The sequence below is a fragment of the Chitinophaga niabensis genome (genome assembly GCF_900129465.1).
Lineage (GTDB): Bacteria > Bacteroidota > Bacteroidia > Chitinophagales > Chitinophagaceae > Chitinophaga > Chitinophaga niabensis.
The window spans coordinates 1823567-1843731 of sequence record NZ_FSRA01000002.1 but is presented as its reverse complement, the minus strand read 5'-3'; the positions used below and the strand labels follow the sequence as shown (position 1 = coordinate 1843731).

The following is a 20165-nucleotide window of genomic DNA, read 5'->3' as shown; positions in this document are numbered from 1 at the left end:
TACAGTTTCCTGTATAGCTGCTATTCTATTACTTTATGGTATCACTTATTTTGCCACAGGTCAACATCTGGCTGCCATAATAGGGGTTTTTGATAGTTGCCTCATTACTCAGCCAATATGCTTTTTTCATGGGGCAATAGCTTTGATAAATAGGCTTATCAGAGAGTTTTACCGCTTTCGCCAGTTTATAGAAGTTTTCAGAGAAGGATTCAAAATGATCCCTTTGATGGCCGATGTCTTTTGTTTCAGCAATATGTTCTGCATCAAAGGCCAGCTTTTCCTGTAACGGTTCAAAAGCTTTCCTGTCTGCTTCTGAGAGGGATTTTTTATCTATGGCTTTGAGGGCCTTTACAAATTCATCTGCCTGGGCAGCTGCGGTGTTACCATTGCTGGTAACCAAAGCATTTTTGATGTTGTAATATGAGGTGAGCAGATTGGATAATTGCGCGTCTGCTTTAGTTGAAAATAGCAGTGCGGCGAAAAGGAATGTTTTCATTGTAATAAGATTTAATTTTTGTGATCAATAAAATGCAGGTTGCTGATAACAAAAATCAAATCTGGAAGGACTGAATGGACACACGTATCCCACGAGCGGTGGATACATATGGTTTTTTAGAGGGGCTTATATGCGTTCTGGGCTGCGTAAGAAGAGATATCTCTGGCTGGTATAGGAAATGGATCAGTACCACCGGAGTTTCGATCCCTGTATTAACAACTTGTGCAAGTAGTTTATCTAATTGGGAGAATTGGACAGCTTCATCATTGCAGCAGTTTTCATTATCCTGATGATGATGAAGGGTTGTTCCTTCCTCGTGATGATGGTGTTTAGAATTAAAGCCCAGGTCCAGGCCAACCGCACAGGCAAAACCAACCATTGTATTCAGGGTGAATACTGCCAGTAGGAAAACTGCTTTTAGCTGTATGGTTCTGCTTAGTTTCATTCTTACCCCAAAAGTAGGTTTAGACGGAGTGCCTGTTATTATATAATTGTGGGGAATGTTTACATAATTTCAGTATTTTAGTCTTAACCCTTATTGACTCCCATATGTATCTATCCAAATGGCTTTTCCCGGCCCTGTTCATTTGCTTCCTTTCCCCAGCCAGGGCAGCTGACCCACGAGAACGAATAGAAGCACTCAACCAGCAATTTGCAAAAGCATTGGAAAAAGGAGATGTGTCAGCCATGATGCGCTATTATGCTGCTGACGCGGTAAGTATGCCCGAGCATCATCCCACGCTCTTTAACCGGGCTGCCATTACCCAATATTTCCAACAATGGCTGAAGGCAACCAGCGGTAACCGTTACCAGCGAACTATCTATTCCATTAAGGCCGCTGACGGCTATCTTCTGGAATCCGGTACTTATACGCATGATTTTACACAACCAGGGCAACAACCTTTTCGCTATGCAGGTAAGTATGTGCATATCTGGCGGATCGGCAAAAAACAGGAGTTGACACTTGTTTCAGAGATCTGGGGAGCAGCAGCAGGTTTTGATCATGCAGCGCTGCCGTTGTTGTCTCCTCCTCCCACTCCTTTACAGATCACCCCCATAAAACCTGCGGACAGTGCCCTGGCCAGGACCATCAATACCAATAACGCAGCGATCGCTCAATTAGTCAAAGATCGAAATGGAGCGGCCTTTTCGGAGTACTATACAGATGATGCTATTTACATGCCTTACTATATGCCAATGGTCATTGGAAAAGATAGCATTCATCAATACTATGTAATACATGAAGACCCCAATGTTGGCATTGACACAGTACGGATCAATATCTCGCGGATACTGCCGGCTGGAGACTATGTTCTGGTCAATGGTTATTATTGTGTGAACTGGCGGGCAGGAGGGAATTCCGGGTTAGTTACCGGGAAGAGTATTAATATCTGGAAAAAGGAACCTGATGGCAAGCTTCGCCTGTACTGGCAGATGACCAATCATGATTAGCTTTCAGAGAAATGTATAAGTCTTACCCTTAAATGTTCAAATGAATGCCCTGAGGCTGGAAGAACTTTGTGTCATAAAATCTTACAATTATGAACACAACAAAAATTCTCCTGGGATCACTTACAACAGTATCCTTCACATGACCCGTATATTGCAGATTTATTAAAAATCAAAAATTAAAGGGTATTATCAAATGGCGCTGCTATGAGAAAAGTGGGAACCAAAAAACAACCTGTTGCGAGACTGTATCAATAGTGAAGCTGATATTGGTGTGAAACTCCATTTCCTTAGATCCTTCCTCTTGAATTTCATCGTCATAGCCATCATCATCTTCTTCAGAGGGCTTAAAAACAGCAGTATATTCTAATTTCACCAGCCCATTCTTACCGTCATACTCTGCTCTTGGAATACAAAAGTCTGTAATCAGCGGAAGCGCGTTCTTATACATATACTTATGGTAGCCTTCAAGCTTTTCGCATATCTTCTTGAAATAAAGATCATCAAAAAGTATAAGCGCTAAAAACTCACCCAAATCCAATTCATTATTGCGAACCATTTCATACGCGTCCTCAGGATAGCTTGAGGCTAATCTCTTCATTGAAATATATTTTGTGTCGTATAAAATATTTACCCTGATAATTTAATCAATTATCTATAAGTAACGGCATGCGTTGGCTTACTTAAATATGATTCTATCCAGCAGTCCTCTTATCAAGGCATGGATAATACTAACGATTAAGAATCCCAAAAAAACAAGACGCAAACATGCCCGCCCAGCCTCAATTCTAAAGGAAAATCGATTTGCTCACTGCTTTGCTCATAGCCATTCCTGCACAGGAAGCTTACAATATTTTTATACCAATTTGATCACATTTGATCCAAAAATATAATGCCTTCAAACCGATTAAGTAAAGAACTTTTTCAGCACAAATTTAATCAAAATATAGCAAAATGTATCTATACGCAACTGGCGGCATATATAATGATCTTATGCGTACACCTGAGTGATGAATGTTTTCATTGAGGTTGGCTTTCTTCCTAAAAATTGTGTTAGCGTTTCATCTTCTACATCCATGGTGCCTTGTGCTACCCCTAAAGCCCACATAGTAAACATACCAATATATAAATCAGGCACCCCAAATTGCTTCATTACCGACTGGAATTCTTCGGCTGAAGGTGATTGGTAGTTAACATCTTTGCCCATCACATCAGACAGTTCAGCAGCAATATCATGAAACGAAACAGAAGTGGTATTGGTAAGCGTATAGGTCTTATTTTCGTGACCTTTAGTAGAAAGTACATGGGCTGCAGCTTCTGCCAGCTCTGTACGCAGTACATAGCTGGCTTTACCATCAGCAGCGGGGAATAAGATGGTTCCGGTCTCGGTAACCTTGTTGCCTGCAAAGATGGGGATCATTTCCAGATAGATTCCATTTTGCAGGATCGTATACGGAATACCGCTTTCTTTTAGAAAGGCTTCTGACTGTACATGTGAATTCTGAAACGCCGCTATGGCCGAATCTTCAAAATGTGGTTTTCTTACAAAAGACGTATATATGATATGCTTCACTTCAGCTTCTTTTGCCGCTTTGATCACATTGATGTGTTGAGCAGTCCTGTTTTCAATGGCCTGCCGGTCATTACTCGAAACCAATAAAAGTTTATCCGCATCTCTGAAAGCCTGTACTAACGAACTGTGATCCGTGTAATCGCCAACTCTTATATCTACTCCTTTTACTTGTAATGCCTCCGCTTTGGCGGTATCCCTGACTAAAGCTGAGATTTCAGAAGGGTTTATTCCTTTACTTAATAAGTGGTCAATGGCTTGAGCCCCGAATTGACCCGTTGCGCCAGTAATTAAAATCATGATTCTTATCTTTTATAGACGCAAAACTACAGTTATCAATATACTAAGTATACTTTGTTATCAAGAAATATTAGTATACTTTTGTATAGTAAGAAATATAGCTCCCTATATGAGTACTTTCAAAGAATTAATTGGGACAGATAAAAAACAGCAGTGCCCTAAAGGATACATTTTGGCACTAATGGATACTTTAAACGTAATTAACGGCAAGTGGAAACTGCCTATCTTGGCGTCGCTCTTACGTGGCGAGAACAGATTTAAAGACCTGTTGGATAGAATTGAAAAGATTACGCCCCGTATGTTATCGAAAGAATTGAAAGAACTGGAGCTTAATAGTTTGGTCGAGCGCAAGGTGCATAACACAACCCCGGTTCTGATTGAATACAAATTAACAGCGTCGGGTAAGGATATTACGAATGTTATCGATGCCATGATCGGCTGGGGTATGACTCATCGGAAGCAAGTGATAACAAAGGATTAATTACCTTTCGTTATAAAAATCTTAGACGAAATTTATACATATATGTAGCGGTGGCTTACTGCTGTATAGCACACGGCATTCCCTTTTAAGGGCTCACGCCGAAGAACTATTAAAATCTGTTTAAAGCGGATATGAAGACGAGGGCAGATAAATATGAAGAATTATATGATATTGGAGTGTCTATTAAAAACCTCCTTGAAAGAAATTCGTTCAATTTCCGTTTCAGGTTCTTCTTCGTCGGTCTTTTCTGGTTCCGCTTCTATACCTAAGTATGCATTTTTTACATCTCCTACATTAAACGGCGCCCCTTATTCTCCAGGCCATGATAATGGGTAAACATTCTTGCTTTGATCGTATCGAGGTGCTCCTCCAACTTTTTTAATTCAGGCGTTGTGGATTTAGGCTGCCCCTTTTTTCGATTCCAGTCCTTAGCTGAGATTTCAGCTTTGATAGCCGATTCTTTTGGCTGACCATTCATAGTAATACGGGCAAAGATGTCACACATGCCTTTGGTTGAACGGCTTTTGCGTGTTAAAAAATGCACGTCGAAAGTGTTTGCTTGTGCATTTAAAATCATTTAATGGTGAACAGATTTATTCCTCACGGAAACAGCCTGAAGGACACCAGATAAATGATATAAAATGTATCAAACTTCATGTTTGCAATCAACTGGTTACAGTCACTAAAGCAGATTCCATGAGCAAAATACTGCTCACGGCTACCAAACGATGTGCTCACGGGACAATTGATATTCTTTGATATAAACTGATATAAAAACCTATAAAAAAGCCTCGTAAGAAAAATATCTTACGAGGCTTCCTGCTGAATTAAATTTTTGAAATTGCTATAGTTATGCCATGGGAGAGATTTTACACGATACAGGCTTAAATTCCAAAAAAGAAAAATCGCTTTGTAGGCTAATTTCTTAGCGAACAAAGCGATCTATTTGGTCGGGAAGACAGGATTCGAACCTGCGACCCCCTGGTCCCAAACCAGGTGCGCTACCGGCCTGCGCCACTTCCCGAACTTTTAACGTTCATAGCCGATAAAACTATTCCCGTTTCTGCGGAGAGAGAGGGATTCGAACCCTCGGTACAGTTTAACCCGTACGACGGTTTAGCAAACCGTTCCTTTCGGCCACTCAGGCATCTCTCCCTCTATTGCGGGGTTGCAAAAATAGGAATTATTTACAATTTACCAAAAGGAAGTTAAAAAAAGATAACACCCTCCTAACTGAGATGATCAGAAATCAATATATCTCTCTAAAACAGCAATTTTCACTAAATTTAATGAAATACCACTATATGCCTGAAGTCTCCACTATCCTCGCTTTCATTACAGCCGCCCTGATCCTCCTGATCATTCCGGGACCTGCTGTTCTTTATATCATCACCCGCAGTACGGAACAAGGTACCAAAGCTGGGCTGATCTCTGTTTGCGGTATCCAGGCCGGTACTTTGGTGCATGCTTTTGCAGCTTCCCTGGGTGTTTCCGCCATCCTCATGGCCTCTGCCATGGCTTTTGCCCTGCTGAAATATGCCGGAGCAGGATACCTCATTTACCTGGGACTGAAAAAGATCTTCGGCAAACAACAAACGGAAGAGAAAAAACAGCTGAAAGTGCAGCAAAGCATGCAGGCCATTTTCTGGCAGGGCATGGTGGTGAATGTCCTGAATCCTAAATGCGCGCTTTTCTTCTTCGCCTTCCTCCCACAATTTATAAACCCCGCCACAGGGAATGTGACGGGGCAGGTATTGTTCTTTGGTCTCTTATTTACTTTACTGGCATTTATGACGGACGGCTTCTATGCACTGCTGGCTGGCCGCATGGGTAAATACCTCAAAGGCAATTCTTACTATCTTAAACTGGAAGCATACATCTCAGGGATCATTTACATTTTCCTGGGCTTGCTCACGTTGATGATGCAACCTTCTCACAGCAAAAAGTAATTAATTCACCGGCTCAATGAGGATCTTCTGCAGGCGGAATAATTCATTGCCTTCTTTCACGGGTTGTACCTGTAAATTCCATTCCCCTGGCTCCGGCACATTGATCACGGCTACAGCCTGATCGATAAACAAAAGTGGTTTATGGGTATCATGTTTTCCTGTGAATAATACCTGGAAGGGATAGGTTTGTTTGGTTTTCCCGGCAGGTGTTAATTCCAGTACTCCTTCGCGGCGTTCGTTGGCAGTGTCTGCTGCATATTGTAATACCACTTTATAATCCCCGGGATCGGTGATCCGCAATTGGTAGCTGGCTACATCTGCGGGATCTTTCTGGTTCACGATGCAATTGGCATGTTTCCAGTCCCCGAAATAATAACTATGCGTGAGGCTTTTTGTTTGTGCATTGCCTTTTAACGTTGCACCGGAAGCTAATAGCTCCGTGCGTTCGAATTGAGCACTAACCGTTATGGGCGCTGTTGTTTGTTCTTCTAGTTTACCTGTATAGTCAATGGCAATTACGGTATTACGTTCATCCGGTAAGGTGGCGGGTAAGTTCAGCCATACATCTTTCCCTTTTTGCTGCAGGCTCACTGCCTGGCCGTTTGCCAGCATGGTGGCTTTCTTTGCTGTACCAGTAAAACCGGGCACCAGGAGCTTTCCATTATGCGGACGGTTAAATACATGCAGGTATAGTTTACCGGGTTTGTGTGTCATTACTCCCCAGGGCTGGGCAGGAATGGGAGCATAAGAGGTTTGATAGATGCCTTCCCCATTCCGCTTTAACCATGCACCTGTGGCACGGAAATATTGTTCGGACATGGCAGGGAGCTTTCCGTTTCCCATGGGGCCAACATTCATCATCAGGTTCCCACCTTTGGATGCTACTTCCGCCAGCAAGCGGATCATCTCTTTAGGTGTTTTGAAGTTCTGGTCAAAGGCGGAATACCCCCAGCTGTCGTTATGTGTAAAAATAGCTTCCCATGCACCTTTTACGATGCCGGCAGGTACTTCCCCATCACCAAAATCTTTAAAATCGCCGAGGCCATTTCCTACACGACTGCTCACCAAACAATTGGGTTGCAGCTGATGTACTTTTTCCAGGAAGGCAGAAGATTCTTCTTTGCTCATATTGCCGGGTGTATCAAACCAGATGATGCCCAGCTCTCCGTAATTGCTGAGCAGTTCTGTGATCTGCGGCAGGGATTTATTCTTGTAGTACGAGCTGTAATCTTTTGTTTTTGGATCAAAATCCCAGCTGTTACCGCCACCGTTTGGTTCGTGCCAGTCCTGGAACTGTGAATAATAGAAGCCGAGTTTGATGCCTGCTTTTTTGCATGCTGCCGCTAAGGCTTTGATGGGATCTTTCTTATAAGGTGTGGCATCCACGATATCAAAATCCGATACTTTGGAATCGAACATGGCAAAGCCATCGTGGTGTTTGGAAGTGAGTACGATGTATTTTACGCCGGATGCTTTTGCAATATCCACCCACTCTTCTGCATCGAATTCTGTGGGGTTGAAACGAGCGGCGAGTTTGGCGTATTCGGCGGCGGGAGTTTTATCGCGGTGCATGATCCATTCCGTGATACCGTAGTAGCGTTTCCCCCGGATATCTCCTGCAAAATGTGCATAGGGGCCCCAGTGCAGGAACATGCCGAACTTCGCTTCGGTGAACCATTTTGCTTTTTCACTTTTTCCGGCTTCGGCATTCTTTCCCCAAAGCTGATCCGGTTGCTGGGCATGTACGGCTAAACTGCTGATGAACAGGCTACAGGCCAGGAATGCGGCCTTTCGATAATGTGGAAGGTTCATACTGTGGAAATTTTGTACAAGATCACAAAAGCTACTGACACGGATTACCTGTTATTTGCCGGTTGCTAATACTATTTGATCGGGTACCCCACAAAAAAAAGCGGCGCAGATGATGATCTGCGCCGCTTTTGAAAAATCTATTTACCAGATCACTACCCGCTTATCGGCAGGCAGTGCCATTTTACTATCCGGGCCACAACTCCATGCGCCGGAGAATTCCTCCAGGTGTGGTAAAGGGCCGTTGATCCTGAAATGAGCAGGACTGTGCGGATCTGTCTGGATCTGGTTGCGCAGGGCAGCATCTGTGATGTTAGCATGCCAAACCTGTGCCCAGCCCAGGAAGAAACGTTGTTTCCAGCTATAGCCATCTATCGGTGCAGGTTCTGATTTGCCTTCGAGGGATTTCACCAATGCATAATAGGCGAGTGTTAAACCACCCAGGTCTGCAATGTTCTCTCCGATCGTTAATGCACCATTTACATTGAAACCCGGGAGGGCTTCCAGTGTGCTGAAATAATCGATGTATTTCTTAGATAAAGAATCGAAGTTTTTGCGATCTGCATCCGTCCACCAATTCTTCAGGTTTCCTTCTGCATCAAACTGAGAACCCTGGTCGTCGAAACCATGGGTGAACTCGTGGCCGATCACGGCAATGATTCCGCCATAGTTGATAGCATCATCTGCATCAGGATTGAAGAACGGTGGTTGCAGGATACCTGCGGGGAATACTACTTCGTTGTTCAGCGGGTTGTAGTATGCATTTACGGTTTGCGGGGTCATGAGCCATTCTGTTCTGTCCACCGGTTTACCGATCTTTTTGTTGCGTTCTGCTGTGCGGTATAAAGCTGCGCTTACGGTGTTCTCCAGCAGTTTATCTTTTTGGATATCGATGGAGGAGTAATCCTTCCAGGTATCAGGATAACCGATCTTATAAGTAAAGGCGGCGAGCTTTTTATGTGCCATTTCTTTGGTGGCAGGGCTCATCCAGGTGAGTTTGTCTATTCTTTCACCATATACCTTACGTACGTTCTCGATCATCTCAGATACTTTCTGTTTGCTGGTTTCAGGGAAGTATTGTTTTACGAACAACTTACCCAAAGGCATACCCAGTGTATTATCTGTAGAACGGTTCGCTCTGTCTAAACGAGGACGTTGTGTTTTACGGCCTGTCATTACAGTAGCGAAAAAGCGGAAGTCCTCATCATCAAAACTTTTCGGCAAGAAGCCGGCAAAAGTGCTGAGCAAATGGAAACGGGTATATGTTTTCAATGTTTCTATCGGTGTGGCCTTCAGCAATTTGTTGCCGTTGGTGATGTATTCTTTGTTTTGCAACACAACAGAATCTGTAGTGATACCCTGCTCCTTTGTGAAGGCATTCCAGTCGAAATCCGGTGCCAGTTTGGCGAGTTCGTTATAACCTACTTTGTTGTATGTTTTAACGGGATCGCGCAATTCTACATTGGTGAGTTGCAGTTTGGCCAGTGCGGTTTCGAATGCCAGGATGGTCTGACCCGGGTCTTTATCTGTAAAACCGGCCAGGGAGAACATTTTGTTGACGTGCCCAACAAACTCGTCCCGTACGTTTTTGGTGCTGGAGTCATTTCTTTCATAATAGCTCCTTTCTCCCAGGCTCAATCCGTCCTGCCCACCATATACTACATTCACTTTACTGTTCCTTGCATCAGCATCTACGCCAAAACCGGCCCAGGTGGTTACGCCAATCTGCTGGAGAGCGCCGGTAACTTTTGCATAATCTGCCAGGGTCTTCACTCCCTCAATCTTATCAAGATAAGGTTTCAGGGGGCTGATGCCTCGTTTCTCGATGGTAACGGTATCCATAAAAGAGGCATAATAATCTGCTATCTGCTGCTCTTCGGTACCTTTAGCCAAACCAGTGCGGCTGGAAATATCTGCAATGATCCCCTTGATCCTCACTTCTTTATTCTCCTTGTCGAGGATATTAAAAGCGCCCCAGCGGCTCTCGGTGCCGGGTATTACATTGGTCTTCTTCCAGTTGCCGTTGGAGAAAGCGTCGAAGTCATCGCAGGGCTTCACGCTACGGTCTAAAGAAGCGGTATCAAATGCGGGGGTTTTAGCAGCGGTGGTTGATTTTGGTGCTGTGTTACAGCCTGCGGCACAGGCAGCCACTATCATACCAGCTATCATCCAACTCCCCGTGGAATGGTTTGTATGCATAAAAGATCAGGTTTAGAGGCTTAAATTTATTGAAGATTTAGCATTTACGGATCATCGGGGAGATAATTCGTAGGTTTGCAGAGATAAAATGTTTGTTGTTATGTCTTTTTCATTCGGCTTTTTTCGTTTTCTCACCTATGGCAACCTGTTTGTGGTGGGCTTTTTTGTACTGATGGCTTTGATGGCGTTGCTGATCGTACCCAATATGTCTGCCATGGTGGCTACCATGTTCACTATTGGCATTGTATTCATCCATAACATCCTTTGCCTTCATTTGCAAAAGGCGGTAAAAGACCCGGAAGTAGCGATCAGCAGTAATTTTTACACCTTTATCATTATACTGAGCGTGCTCAGTTTCCTTTACAGCATTTATATCTTTTTCAGTGTAGGTGCCATGATGGCTATTTCTGAGGCAGACTTCATCAAAATGGTGGATGCCAACAGCATGCAGGGAGCAGAAAAACCACCTCCGGGTATGATATCTGCCATCCGGAAAGTTGTATTCGGACTGATAGGCATTCATGGCCTGGCAATTGCAGCAAATGCTGTGTTGTCCCTTATTTTCCTCAGAAAATGGAAGAAGGAACAAGTGGCAAGAGAAGAAGAAGAAACAACATTAGATATATAAACCATGCGAGCACCACTGGCAGAACGATTGAGGCCTGCATCGCTGGACGACCTGGTAGGCCAGGAGCATCTTACCGGGAAAGGCAGCATCCTTCAAAAGGCCATTGCACAAGGCAAAGTACCTTCCATGATCCTTTGGGGGCCTCCCGGCGTTGGTAAAACCACCATCGCCAATATTATTGCACACACCCTCCAGGTACCTTTTTATACGCTCAGCGCTATTTCTTCCGGGGTAAAAGATATCCGGGAAGTGATAGATCTGGCCAAACATCAGCATGCGGTACTGTTCATTGATGAGATCCACCGTTTCAATAAATCACAGCAGGATGCTTTGCTGGGTGCGGTAGAAAAAGGGATCATTACCCTGATCGGCGCTACTACGGAAAATCCTTCCTTTGAAGTGAATGCGGCTTTGCTCTCCCGTTGCCAGGTATATGTTTTAAGGCCCCTGGGAGAACCGGAACTGAAACAGCTGCTGGCGCAGGCCATGCAGAAAGATGAATGGCTGGCTTCGAAAACCATTGAGATCCAGGAATCAGAAGCACTCTATAATATAGCCGGCGGGGATGCCAGGAAACTGCTGAACCTCTTTGAACTGGTAGTGGATACTTTGCAGGATGAAAGTCCGATTGTGATCACGAACGAAAAAGTAATGGACATTGCCCAGCAACGGGTAGCCATTTATGATAAAGCCGGAGAACAGCATTACGATATCATTTCCGCATTTATTAAATCCATCCGTGGCAGCGATCCCAATGCTGCTGTGTATTGGCTGGCACGTATGCTGGAAGGCGGGGAAGATGTGAAGTTCATTGCACGCAGGATGGTGATCCTGGCGTCTGAAGATATCGGCAATGCCAATCCCAACGCGTTGTTATTAGCCACCAGTTGCTTCACGGCTGTGAACCTGATCGGTAATCCGGAAGGAAGGATCATCCTTTCCCAATGTGCTACCTACCTGGCTTCTTCTCCCAAAAGCAATGCTTCCTATGCAGCTATTGGTGCAGCACAGGCTGCGGTTTCGCAAACAGGAGATCTGCCGGTTCCCCTGCATATACGGAATGCCCCCACGAAACTTATGAAGCAACAGGGGTACGGAAAGGGATACCAGTATTCCCATAGTTACGAGAACAACTTCTCTCAGCAGGAATACCTGCCGGACCTCTTAAGTGGTATGAAATTCTATGATCCGGGAAAGAATGCAAGGGAAGATGAATTGCGGAAATACCTGAAAGCTTTGTGGAAGGAGAAATACGGATACTAATTGGTTTTGCGCTCTTTGTCTAAGATCTCAAACTCCTGCTGGATCTGTTCCCCTTCATCATCTACCAGTGTAAGTATATGTTTTCCCGGCTTCGGCCTCAGCTGCACCTGGTGAAAATCGCTGGTTGTTCCTACAAACTCATTATCGATATGCCAGAAGATATGTGCGGACTGGTTGCGGTGTGTAGCTTTAAAAATGGTCTGCCCCAATGTTCCGTCAATTTCTACGGGAACAAAGATCCTGGCCTGCGGGCGGGGATAGATCAGCTCCATAGACCTTCCCTGTTCTGCCATATTACACCCGGGTTTATAGGGAGGCAATGGTATATAACTGTGACTGCTTTTATAAAAATGTTCCATAGCAGGTGGTAATACAAACCATGGCTTATGCTGCATCAACTGTGGTGATTCGCAATCTGCCGTTACCCGGTATTGCCCTGTTGCGTCCAGGTGGATCAATTGATGATAAGGGCAAACAGCAGAGCGAAGGCCGGCTGCGGGAACGGCGAGGGTATCTTTCTCTGTGCAGAACTCTCCTGCCCTGTGACCGCTCAGGTGGCAAACAACGATCTTCTGTAATTTACCTGTGGGTGCATCAAAGGAACTAACGGTATTGAGCACACGGAAGATATCGAACATAATAGGTGCTGCTGTAGATACCCCTGTTAGTCCGGGTCTTCCTTCTCCATCTGCATTACCTACCCATACTGCCACCACATGCTGCGGTGTAACACCAATTGCCCAACCATCTCTGAAACCAAAGCTGGTACCTGTTTTCCAGGCTATTCTTTTAGAGGAGGAGAAATGTTCCCAGATAAATTCTTCTCCGGGGCGCATCACTTCTTCCATCGCCTGGAATGCATACCAGATGGCTCCGGCATCCAGTACGCCATGTTTGGTGGGAGAATGTTTTGATTTGATGGTTTCGTCTATCCGGTAACCGGGTGCATGGTAATCATCCGCATCATATTTTCCATTGTACTGTTCCATGTGCAGCAGCGTGCGTGCCATGCTGGCATATACGCCACTCAGTTCCCAGAGCGTAGTTTCCCCACCACCCAGGATCATGGAGAGACCATAATGCCCTGCGGGTTTGTTCATGGTGGAAATACCCAGGTTCTTCAGCAATACCAGGAAACGTTCTGCGCGGTATTGCTGCAACATGCGTACAGCTGGAATATTAAGCGAACGTGCCAGTGCTTTTGAAGCAGGAACCGCACCATCATATTCCCTGTCGAAATTCATGGGGGTGTATCCTGCAATCTGCGTGGGTACATCCGGCAACAAGGTATTGGGCAACATTAATCCATCGCTGAGCAAACCTGTATAGAGTAAAGGTTTTAAGGTACTGCCAGGGCTTCGGGGGGCATGGATGATATCCACATAACTCTCCAATTCAGGATTATCAGGGTTGTATACATTTCCCACATAAGAAAGTGCATGGCCCGTTTCCACATCCAGCACCAAAGCAGCAGCATTGTTAATACCATTTGCTTTGAGCTGTATATGATGGCGGTAGAGGATCTCGTTTACATTCCTTTGCAGGTCGCCATCCAGGGAAGTTTTCACACGGGTGGAACCAGTTAGGTGTTGTCGTGTATAATCCAATCTGAAGCGATCTAATAAATGCGGTGCCAGCTGCGGCAGCACATGTGGTTTATCCGGTAAAGGTTCTACGGAAGACAATGCACAGGTGGCACTGTCTATTGTTCCATTGCGCCAGAGCTTTGCCAGCAAAGCATTTCGTTTATCCATCAATATCTGGCGGTTACGGCCGGGATGGATCAATGCGGGGCTATTTGGCAAAACAGCCAGGGTAGCTGTTTCCGCCCAGGATAGCTGATCCGGCTTACGGCCAAAGTAACGCCAGGATGCTGCTTCCAGCCCTACAACGTTTCCGCCGTAAGGGGCATTACCTGCATAAAGGCCCAGTATTTCTTTTTTGGAATAAGCAAATTCAAGACGGGTAGCCAGAACGGTTTCTACCAATTTCTGCCATAAAGTACGGGGTTTGTTGCGGGACAAACGGATCACCTGCATGGTGATGGTGCTGGCACCACTTACTACTTTACCGCCTGTGAGGTTCTGTTTGATGGCGCGGCTCATAGCTACAGGGTCAAGGCCCCAGTGATAATAAAAACGTTTATCCTCGTAGGTTACAATACATTTTGCAAATTTATCCGGCACCAGTTTATCTGCGGGAAAACGCCATTGGCCATCCGTAGCAATAGCGGCGTTCATAAGTTCTCCTTTACTGTCTTCAATCACAAATGAAGTAGGTGCAGTAAAGAGCTTTTTAGGAAGGATGAAATAATACAACACCAACAACACCGCGATGATGCTCAGCCTCAGTTTTCTTTTAACCGCCCAGTGTTTGATCCGTTGCCACATAATAATGATAGAAAGGCGGCAGCGATGTACGCTGCCGCCCATTATATTTTATTTTGTTACCTCTACCCATTTGCCCGGAGCAAATGCATGAATGGTATTATCATACATTGCTTCCACTGCAGCTGCCGGGAGATAATACCTTCCTAGATAAGCTGCGTTCAGCAGTACCTGGTAGGTAACTGTTTTGTTTTCTTCTAAATTGAAATAAGTATACACCCTGTCGTCCCGCACATCACGATAAGTGAAAGGAGAAGAACGCATGGTGCTGTCGTTACCCATCAGGCGGGTATTGATGATCTCCCAACCGGAAGGGAATACCTGCGTTAAAGCCATCTGCTCATAGTAACCGCGTTTGCCGGGATTGGTCATGGTAACGGTAGCTACAAAGTCAGTACCCTGTTTCAGGTTATCGGGGTTCAGTAACTGACCACTGCGATTGGTGTAAAGCACCTTCATGTTCAACACTTCCGGGTTATTGTCTGCATAAGGGTTCTGACCTGCTTCCGGCTGACCTCTTAAGATGAGGCGTGCGTACAATACATTCGAACCTTTATTCTGTACACTTACATTTCCGTTGGCACCATTGAACGTAACCGGTACCTGTGAAACATAAGAAGGGCTGCTGATATTACCATTGGCAGCATTTAGGCGATAGCTGTAAGTCATTTTACCACCCGCTTTATTTACACCACAATATTTTGATATGGCGATCAATGCGTAAGCCGTGGTTTGTGTGCTGTACCATGTTTCTTTACCTAACTGCTGTGCCACCTGGCGCATCAGGTCGTTGGCCTGTGCACGTTGGCCCATGAGCGTTAGTGTTTCCAGGATCATGGCTTTATCGCGCAGGTCAGAACCAAATGTTCCGCCCATTTGGGTGTAGGGCTGTACATTGGTGCTCAGGCCTTTTATCAATGCGGCAGCGGCTTCAGCCTGGCCTGCCAGTTTGTATGCTGCGGCCAGCCTCCATTTAGCAGGGATGGATAGATACTGGAATTCCTTCAGCCTGTTCATCGCACCCAGTTCTGGTGTTTTAGCCAGTGCCAGTAAGTATAAACGATAGGCCTGCACGATGTCTCCTCCATAGAAATTATAACTGCTCGGCGCCCAGCTCACGGCTTTATTGCGCTGGTATTTCTTCCACTGGTCCAGGAAACCCGGTGGCAATGCATATCCTTTCTCCTGTGCTTCCAGCATAAAGTGACCAGCGTAACTGGTACCCCATTCATCGGAAGTACTACCTCCGGGCCAGTAACTCAATCCACCATCGGTTGACTGGAATCCTTTCAGGCGGTTAATGCCATGTTTGATGTTTCTGTCCAATGTAGCAGCCTGCTGCTCGCTAACATCCATTACCTGTGCCAGGGAGAGTTGCGGGAAAACGGAAGAGGTGGTTTGTTCCACACATCCGTGCGGATACTGGATCAGGTAATCCAGGCGTTTGCCGAGGTTCATGGCAGGAATGGTAGATACTTCCAGCACGCCTGTATTCGTACCGGCCATTCCTACAGGAGAGAAAGCAGTGTTCCAGGAAGCACCGGCTTCTACCTGTTGTTCCAGTACATTGGTCATGTAAGGATTTGGATTACGTACATCCAGTTCCACGTTTTCCTCTGCTCTTTCTTTTCCGCTGGTAGCTACAATTTTGAATTTACCGATACCTACCTGTGAGCGGATCTTCACGTCAAAATAAACCAGCTGCTCGCCCGGTTTGGGAAAGCTTACCTGTTTTGTGGTTTCTCCCACTACCTCAAAATAAGCATTGGATGCGAGGGTAACGTTGGCCTGCCGTACATGTGGTTCCAGGCCAAATACTGTTACCGGCAATTGGATGGTTTCCCCGGGGCCTAATACCCTGGGCACTGTGGCCAGGAGCATCAATGGTTTCTTCACGGCTACCGCTTTGTCAGCAAAACCGTAAGCACCTTCCTGCCCGGCTACTACCATGGCTTTTACAGATCCTATGTAAGGAGGTAATTTAAATTGATGTGTTTGTTTATCTCCTTTCTTTAAAGAGAAAGGCCCCATGAATTTCACGACGGGTTTAAAGCGATTGGCCTTAGCGGCACTCGCCCCTTTGTTCAATCCCTCGTCACCACCAATGCTCAGGATACGTTCCAGGTCGGCACCCCAGGCTCCTATCACATAATCGAAGAGGTCCCAGGTTTTTACACCCAATGCTTCCCTTGCATAAAATGCACTATGCGGATCGGGTGTTTTGAAACGGGTGAGGTCCAGCAATCCTTCATCTACAATGGCGATCGTATAGGTCATGGCTTTACCGCTGGCTTCAGATACGGTAATAGATGCATCTGCTTCAGGACGTAAAGTGGCGGGTATATTGATCACCGGTTTGAGGATGGTATTGGGATCTTCTACCAGGATGGGCACTGTACCGTACATCCTGATGGGAAGGTCGTTGGCCGTTTGGGCATGTGGTTGCAGAAGGCTCACGTTCACGTATATGTTCGGCGCCATTTCTTTCTCTGCTTTGAACTTGTAAACGGTCTGCCCTTTCTCTGTTCCTATCCAGTCAGTTTTAATCACCTTGCTACCGGATTCAATGCTGATCAATCCTCTGCCGCCTTCACTGCTGGGAATGGTGAGCACTACATCTTCTCCTACTGTATATTTTGTTTTGTTGGAAGTGAACACGAGCATCGCAGCTTCTGCGGGATTTTCTTTTTGCAGCCGTTCTGCATAGTTTGGCCAGTCTACATAAACAGACTGCCCTGTGATATGCCCGCTTTCCAGGTCTTTCACACGGATGAGGTAACGGCCCCATTCAGGATAACGGATCATGAAGGGCCAGGTTCCTTTACCATTTACTACGGTCACTGTTTTCTCCTGTAAGAGCTGGTTATAATTATCTTCCGTGAAGTTGCTGATCTCATTGGAATTTTCATCCCACCACCAACGCCACCTGATCTTATACAATTGTACCTGCACCTGGCGGGTACCTTTGATGAGTGTACCATTTGCATCCACGTTCACAATATTCACCTGGTGGGATTTATCTGTTACCAGCATCCCTGTAAGGCGATCTCCTTCCGGTGCGCTTACGCCCACATAAGAATCAAATACATGATAAGGCATGGAGAAGTGATCGATGCTGAAATCTCCACCGGGTTCAAATACCTTTATTTCGAAATTTGCTTTCAATACGCCGGGAGCACGTTCGCCTACCGGGATATTTGCTGCAACAGTGGCTACACCGTCTTCATTTAAAGCGCCATCAAAAATGGTTTTATTCTCTGCACTGAACTTCTCTGTAGGATCATCAAAATGATACCCGTCGAATTTGGGGAAGGCGGTGGATGATGAACTGAGAGATACATCTACTTTCGCTTTCAGGCTTTGTGCAGTAGCACCAAAGAGCCATGCAGCGGAGAGTGTTCCTTTCGGGCTTTCATCTTTGATCAGTGCCTGCTTGGTACCGAAGTCCAGTTTTACTTTCAGGCGATTGGGTTTTACGGTTTCTATCCGAACGCTCCGGCTGAACACAGCCCCACCCACTTTCACTTTTGCCTGCCAGCTGCCTGTTGGCGCTTCAGGGTCAGTGAGTGTATGGAAATTATAGAAACCATTGAGGGATTCGTGCTGATTGATACGTTTGTACAGCTGGCCTTTCGGGTTGTATAATTCTAAGATCACAGGGTGGTTAGCTGGCAGCTTACCTTCTTTATCTTCCAGCATAAAGGTGAGGAAGATGGAATCGCCGGGGCGCCAAACGCCACGTTCTCCATAGAGGAAACCTTTCATGCCCTGTTGCACTTCTTCTCCTTTCACATCAAAACGGCCCAGGGGCAGGGAACTACCATCATCCAGTTTCAGGTAACCGCGTTCATTATCCCGCTTGGCTACCAGGAGGTATGGTTTGCGCTTCAGATCGAATTTCGCGAAACCATCACCGTCGCTCTTGGTGCTGAAGATCACCTGTTGCTGGTAATCGAGCAATTCCAGCTCTACGCCGGACAATGGTTTGGCATCTATGATATTCGTTACGGCCACTACCATGCTGTTATCATTCCCCCGTTTGGCAATCAGGCCGATGTTGGAAGAAATGATATTGCGAGAAGCCCATTTTTCTTTGTTGTAGTAAGAGTTGTGGCAGGGGTTTTCTCTTTCAGACCACCTGTATCCATAAGGATAATAGCTTTCGTAACGGCGCCAGAAGGAATCATCCTCATCCAGCTGCTCGCCGTAGTATTCATAGTCCTCTTCACTTTCCTCCTCTTCATCCGAATCCTTTTTCACCATTCCTTTACAAGAGTATAATGCATAATCTTTCCTGAACCCAATGGTTACACGGTAAATAGCTCCCGGCTCTGTTTTGATCAGTTGTTCCAGATCAAGGTTGAAGCGGGTGCGTTTATGCAGGTTGATGGATTTATCCTGGTCCAGGTAAATGGTTTTCTCTGCAACAGGGCGGGCTACACGCCGTAATTCCTGGTCACCGTCCAGGCTGTTCCTTTGCAGGTATTGCGGGATATTGTTTTCGTAGATCCTGATCACTACCACATCCACTGCTTTCAAACCTACTGCGTCAAAAGGCATTACCAGTTTACCGCTCTGTGGCATGATCACTCCTTTACCAGGGATGGACACAGAGGGCAGGCGGTTTTCGAAGTTCACGTTGCCGGTGAATCCTTTATTTAATTTTTCGTCGAAAGTGCTGAGGATCCCTTCATTTACTACTACGGTATAATTACCCTCCAGCCTGTCCGGTGCAAATACTTTCACCTCACTGCCTTCTACGGTATAGCGCAGATCGCTCACACCACTGATACCAATAAGCCCATCCAGGCTCTGGCCCATATTAATAGGGCTGGAGAACTGGACCACCACATATTCTTCCGGGTCGTACATGGGTTTTATATCCAGTACTTTAAAGTCCCCGATGGCAGGTATTTCAATACTCTTGCTGTCTGCCACATCCGAGTTGATGGGTTTACCATTCCAGCTGATCTCCATTTTAGCGGCTACAGACTTACGAACGATATTTCCGATCGTGAACTTGTAAGTGCGGTTAGCTACATCATGTTGCCAGGAGATATTGGTGGTGGGTCCATCATATTTTACGGAGATGAGCTTTTCGATAGCCTGTACATCTTCCTGGTCTGCTGTGCGAACTACGCCCGAGAAGGTCATTTTCTCTGCGCTGTTATTAGCAGATTTTAACCCGAACATTTCCACATCAAAAGAAGGTTTGATCACCTGGAAATCAAATTCAAAGGTTTTCAGTTCACTGGGAACGGTCATTACCTTACCCAGTTTGAAAGTGCCTTTATAGGTTTTACCCGGCGTAAGGTTCTGGTCCGGCCTGAACTCTACAGTGGTGGCATCTACCCAATATGCCTTTCCTTTAATGGAGGGAGAGAAAGAGAATATCTCTTCTTTAAGGGGTTCATTTTGTGTATGCGTTACATTTACATCCCCCGCCAGTTGAATGCGGATGGCACTTTGCTTTGAAATAATGCCCGTGGTGAATGCTTCAATATACTTGGCAAACGCGGGGTTCATTTCTTTTGCTTTGGTGCTGCAAGCCGTTATGGTGGCTGCCATGGCGGCACACAACAAAAGGCAGGCAAGGGTCAGATGCCGGGTGTTCGGGTACATAGTGTAGGTTTT

At 45.7% G+C, this 20165-nt stretch carries 14 protein-coding genes and 2 tRNA genes; 5 read left to right on the top strand and 11 right to left on the bottom strand.

All coding sequences use genetic code 11. The features are described from left to right. Nucleotides 1–28: 28 nt before the first annotated feature. Complete coding sequence (locus tag BUR42_RS24790) at nt 29–496, bottom strand: DUF3347 domain-containing protein (protein ID WP_074242244.1); 468 nt, start codon at nt 494–496, stop codon at nt 29–31. Nucleotides 497–551: 55 nt separating this feature from the next. Next, nucleotides 552–941, bottom strand: coding sequence for a hypothetical protein (locus BUR42_RS24785; protein ID WP_074242243.1), 390 nt, complete (start codon nt 939–941; stop codon nt 552–554). Nucleotides 942–1045: 104 nt separating this feature from the next. Here BUR42_RS24785 and BUR42_RS24780 point away from each other — a divergent pair, with 104 nt between their 5' ends. Further along, the gene (locus tag BUR42_RS24780) at nt 1046–1948 is read left to right on the top strand and encodes a YybH family protein (RefSeq protein WP_074242242.1); all 903 of its coding nucleotides are present in this window, start codon (nt 1046–1048) and stop codon (nt 1946–1948) included. A 202-nt stretch (nt 1949–2150) separates the two neighbouring features. On the opposite strand, the gene BUR42_RS24775 is transcribed toward BUR42_RS24780, so the two are convergent. Together BUR42_RS24775 and BUR42_RS24770 are read right to left on the bottom strand one after the other, a co-directional pair. Continuing rightward, on the bottom strand, nt 2151–2546 hold the full coding sequence (locus tag BUR42_RS24775) for a hypothetical protein (protein ID WP_074242241.1): 396 nt from the start codon (nt 2544–2546) through the stop codon (nt 2151–2153). 390 nt (nt 2547–2936) lie between these two features. Continuing rightward, complete coding sequence (locus tag BUR42_RS24770; protein ID WP_074242240.1) at nt 2937–3815, bottom strand: SDR family oxidoreductase; 879 nt, start codon at nt 3813–3815, stop codon at nt 2937–2939. A gap of 109 nt (nt 3816–3924) precedes the next feature. On the opposite strand from BUR42_RS24770, the gene BUR42_RS24765 reads away from it, so the two are divergent. Beyond that, the gene (locus BUR42_RS24765; protein ID WP_074242239.1) at nt 3925–4296 is read left to right on the top strand and encodes a winged helix-turn-helix transcriptional regulator; all 372 of its coding nucleotides are present in this window, start codon (nt 3925–3927) and stop codon (nt 4294–4296) included. 289 nt (nt 4297–4585) lie between these two features. Here BUR42_RS24765 and BUR42_RS24760 read toward each other — a convergent pair whose 3' ends face one another. The 3 genes from BUR42_RS24760 to BUR42_RS24750 all read right to left on the bottom strand — a co-directional run bounded on the left by BUR42_RS24760 (nt 4586) and on the right by BUR42_RS24750 (nt 5451). After that, nucleotides 4586–4873: an Arm DNA-binding domain-containing protein gene (locus BUR42_RS24760; RefSeq protein ID WP_084185810.1), complete on the bottom strand. Its 288-nt coding sequence runs from the start codon at nt 4871–4873 to the stop codon at nt 4586–4588. A gap of 370 nt (nt 4874–5243) precedes the next feature. Next, nucleotides 5244–5320, bottom strand: a tRNA-Pro gene (locus tag BUR42_RS24755). Between the two features lie 42 nt (nt 5321–5362). Further along, a tRNA-Ser gene (locus BUR42_RS24750) sits at nt 5363–5451 on the bottom strand. 149 nt (nt 5452–5600) lie between these two features. Between BUR42_RS24750 and BUR42_RS24745 the strand changes: the two genes are divergently transcribed. Then, nucleotides 5601–6245, top strand: coding sequence for a LysE family translocator (locus BUR42_RS24745; RefSeq protein ID WP_074243204.1), 645 nt, complete (start codon nt 5601–5603; stop codon nt 6243–6245). On the opposite strand, the gene BUR42_RS24740 is transcribed toward BUR42_RS24745, so the two are convergent. Beyond that, nucleotides 6246–8057 (bottom strand): alpha-L-fucosidase, encoded by a 1812-nt coding sequence (locus tag BUR42_RS24740; RefSeq protein WP_074242237.1) that lies wholly within the window; start codon nt 8055–8057, stop codon nt 6246–6248. A gap of 141 nt (nt 8058–8198) precedes the next feature. Next, nucleotides 8199–10253: a M13 family metallopeptidase gene (locus BUR42_RS24735; protein ID WP_074242236.1), complete on the bottom strand. Its 2055-nt coding sequence runs from the start codon at nt 10251–10253 to the stop codon at nt 8199–8201. A 100-nt stretch (nt 10254–10353) separates the two neighbouring features. Here BUR42_RS24735 and BUR42_RS24730 point away from each other — a divergent pair, with 100 nt between their 5' ends. Together BUR42_RS24730 and BUR42_RS24725 are read left to right on the top strand one after the other, a co-directional pair. Beyond that, nucleotides 10354–10881, top strand: a complete 528-nt coding sequence (locus BUR42_RS24730) for a hypothetical protein (protein WP_074242235.1) — start codon at nt 10354–10356, stop codon at nt 10879–10881. Nucleotides 10882–10884: 3 nt separating this feature from the next. Then, nucleotides 10885–12144 (top strand): replication-associated recombination protein A, encoded by a 1260-nt coding sequence (locus BUR42_RS24725; RefSeq protein ID WP_074242234.1) that lies wholly within the window; start codon nt 10885–10887, stop codon nt 12142–12144. Here the strand turns inward: BUR42_RS24725 and pbpC are convergent. Continuing rightward, on the bottom strand, nt 12141–14576 hold the full coding sequence (pbpC, locus tag BUR42_RS24720) for a penicillin-binding protein 1C (protein WP_234979793.1): 2436 nt from the start codon (nt 14574–14576) through the stop codon (nt 12141–12143). The two genes, BUR42_RS24725 and pbpC, sit on opposite strands and share 4 nt — an antisense overlap. A 6-nt stretch (nt 14577–14582) precedes the next feature. Then, entirely contained in the window at nt 14583–20153 is a 5571-nt protein-coding gene (locus BUR42_RS24715; RefSeq protein ID WP_074242232.1) for an alpha-2-macroglobulin family protein, read from the bottom strand. Nucleotides 20154–20165 lie beyond the last annotated feature (12 nt).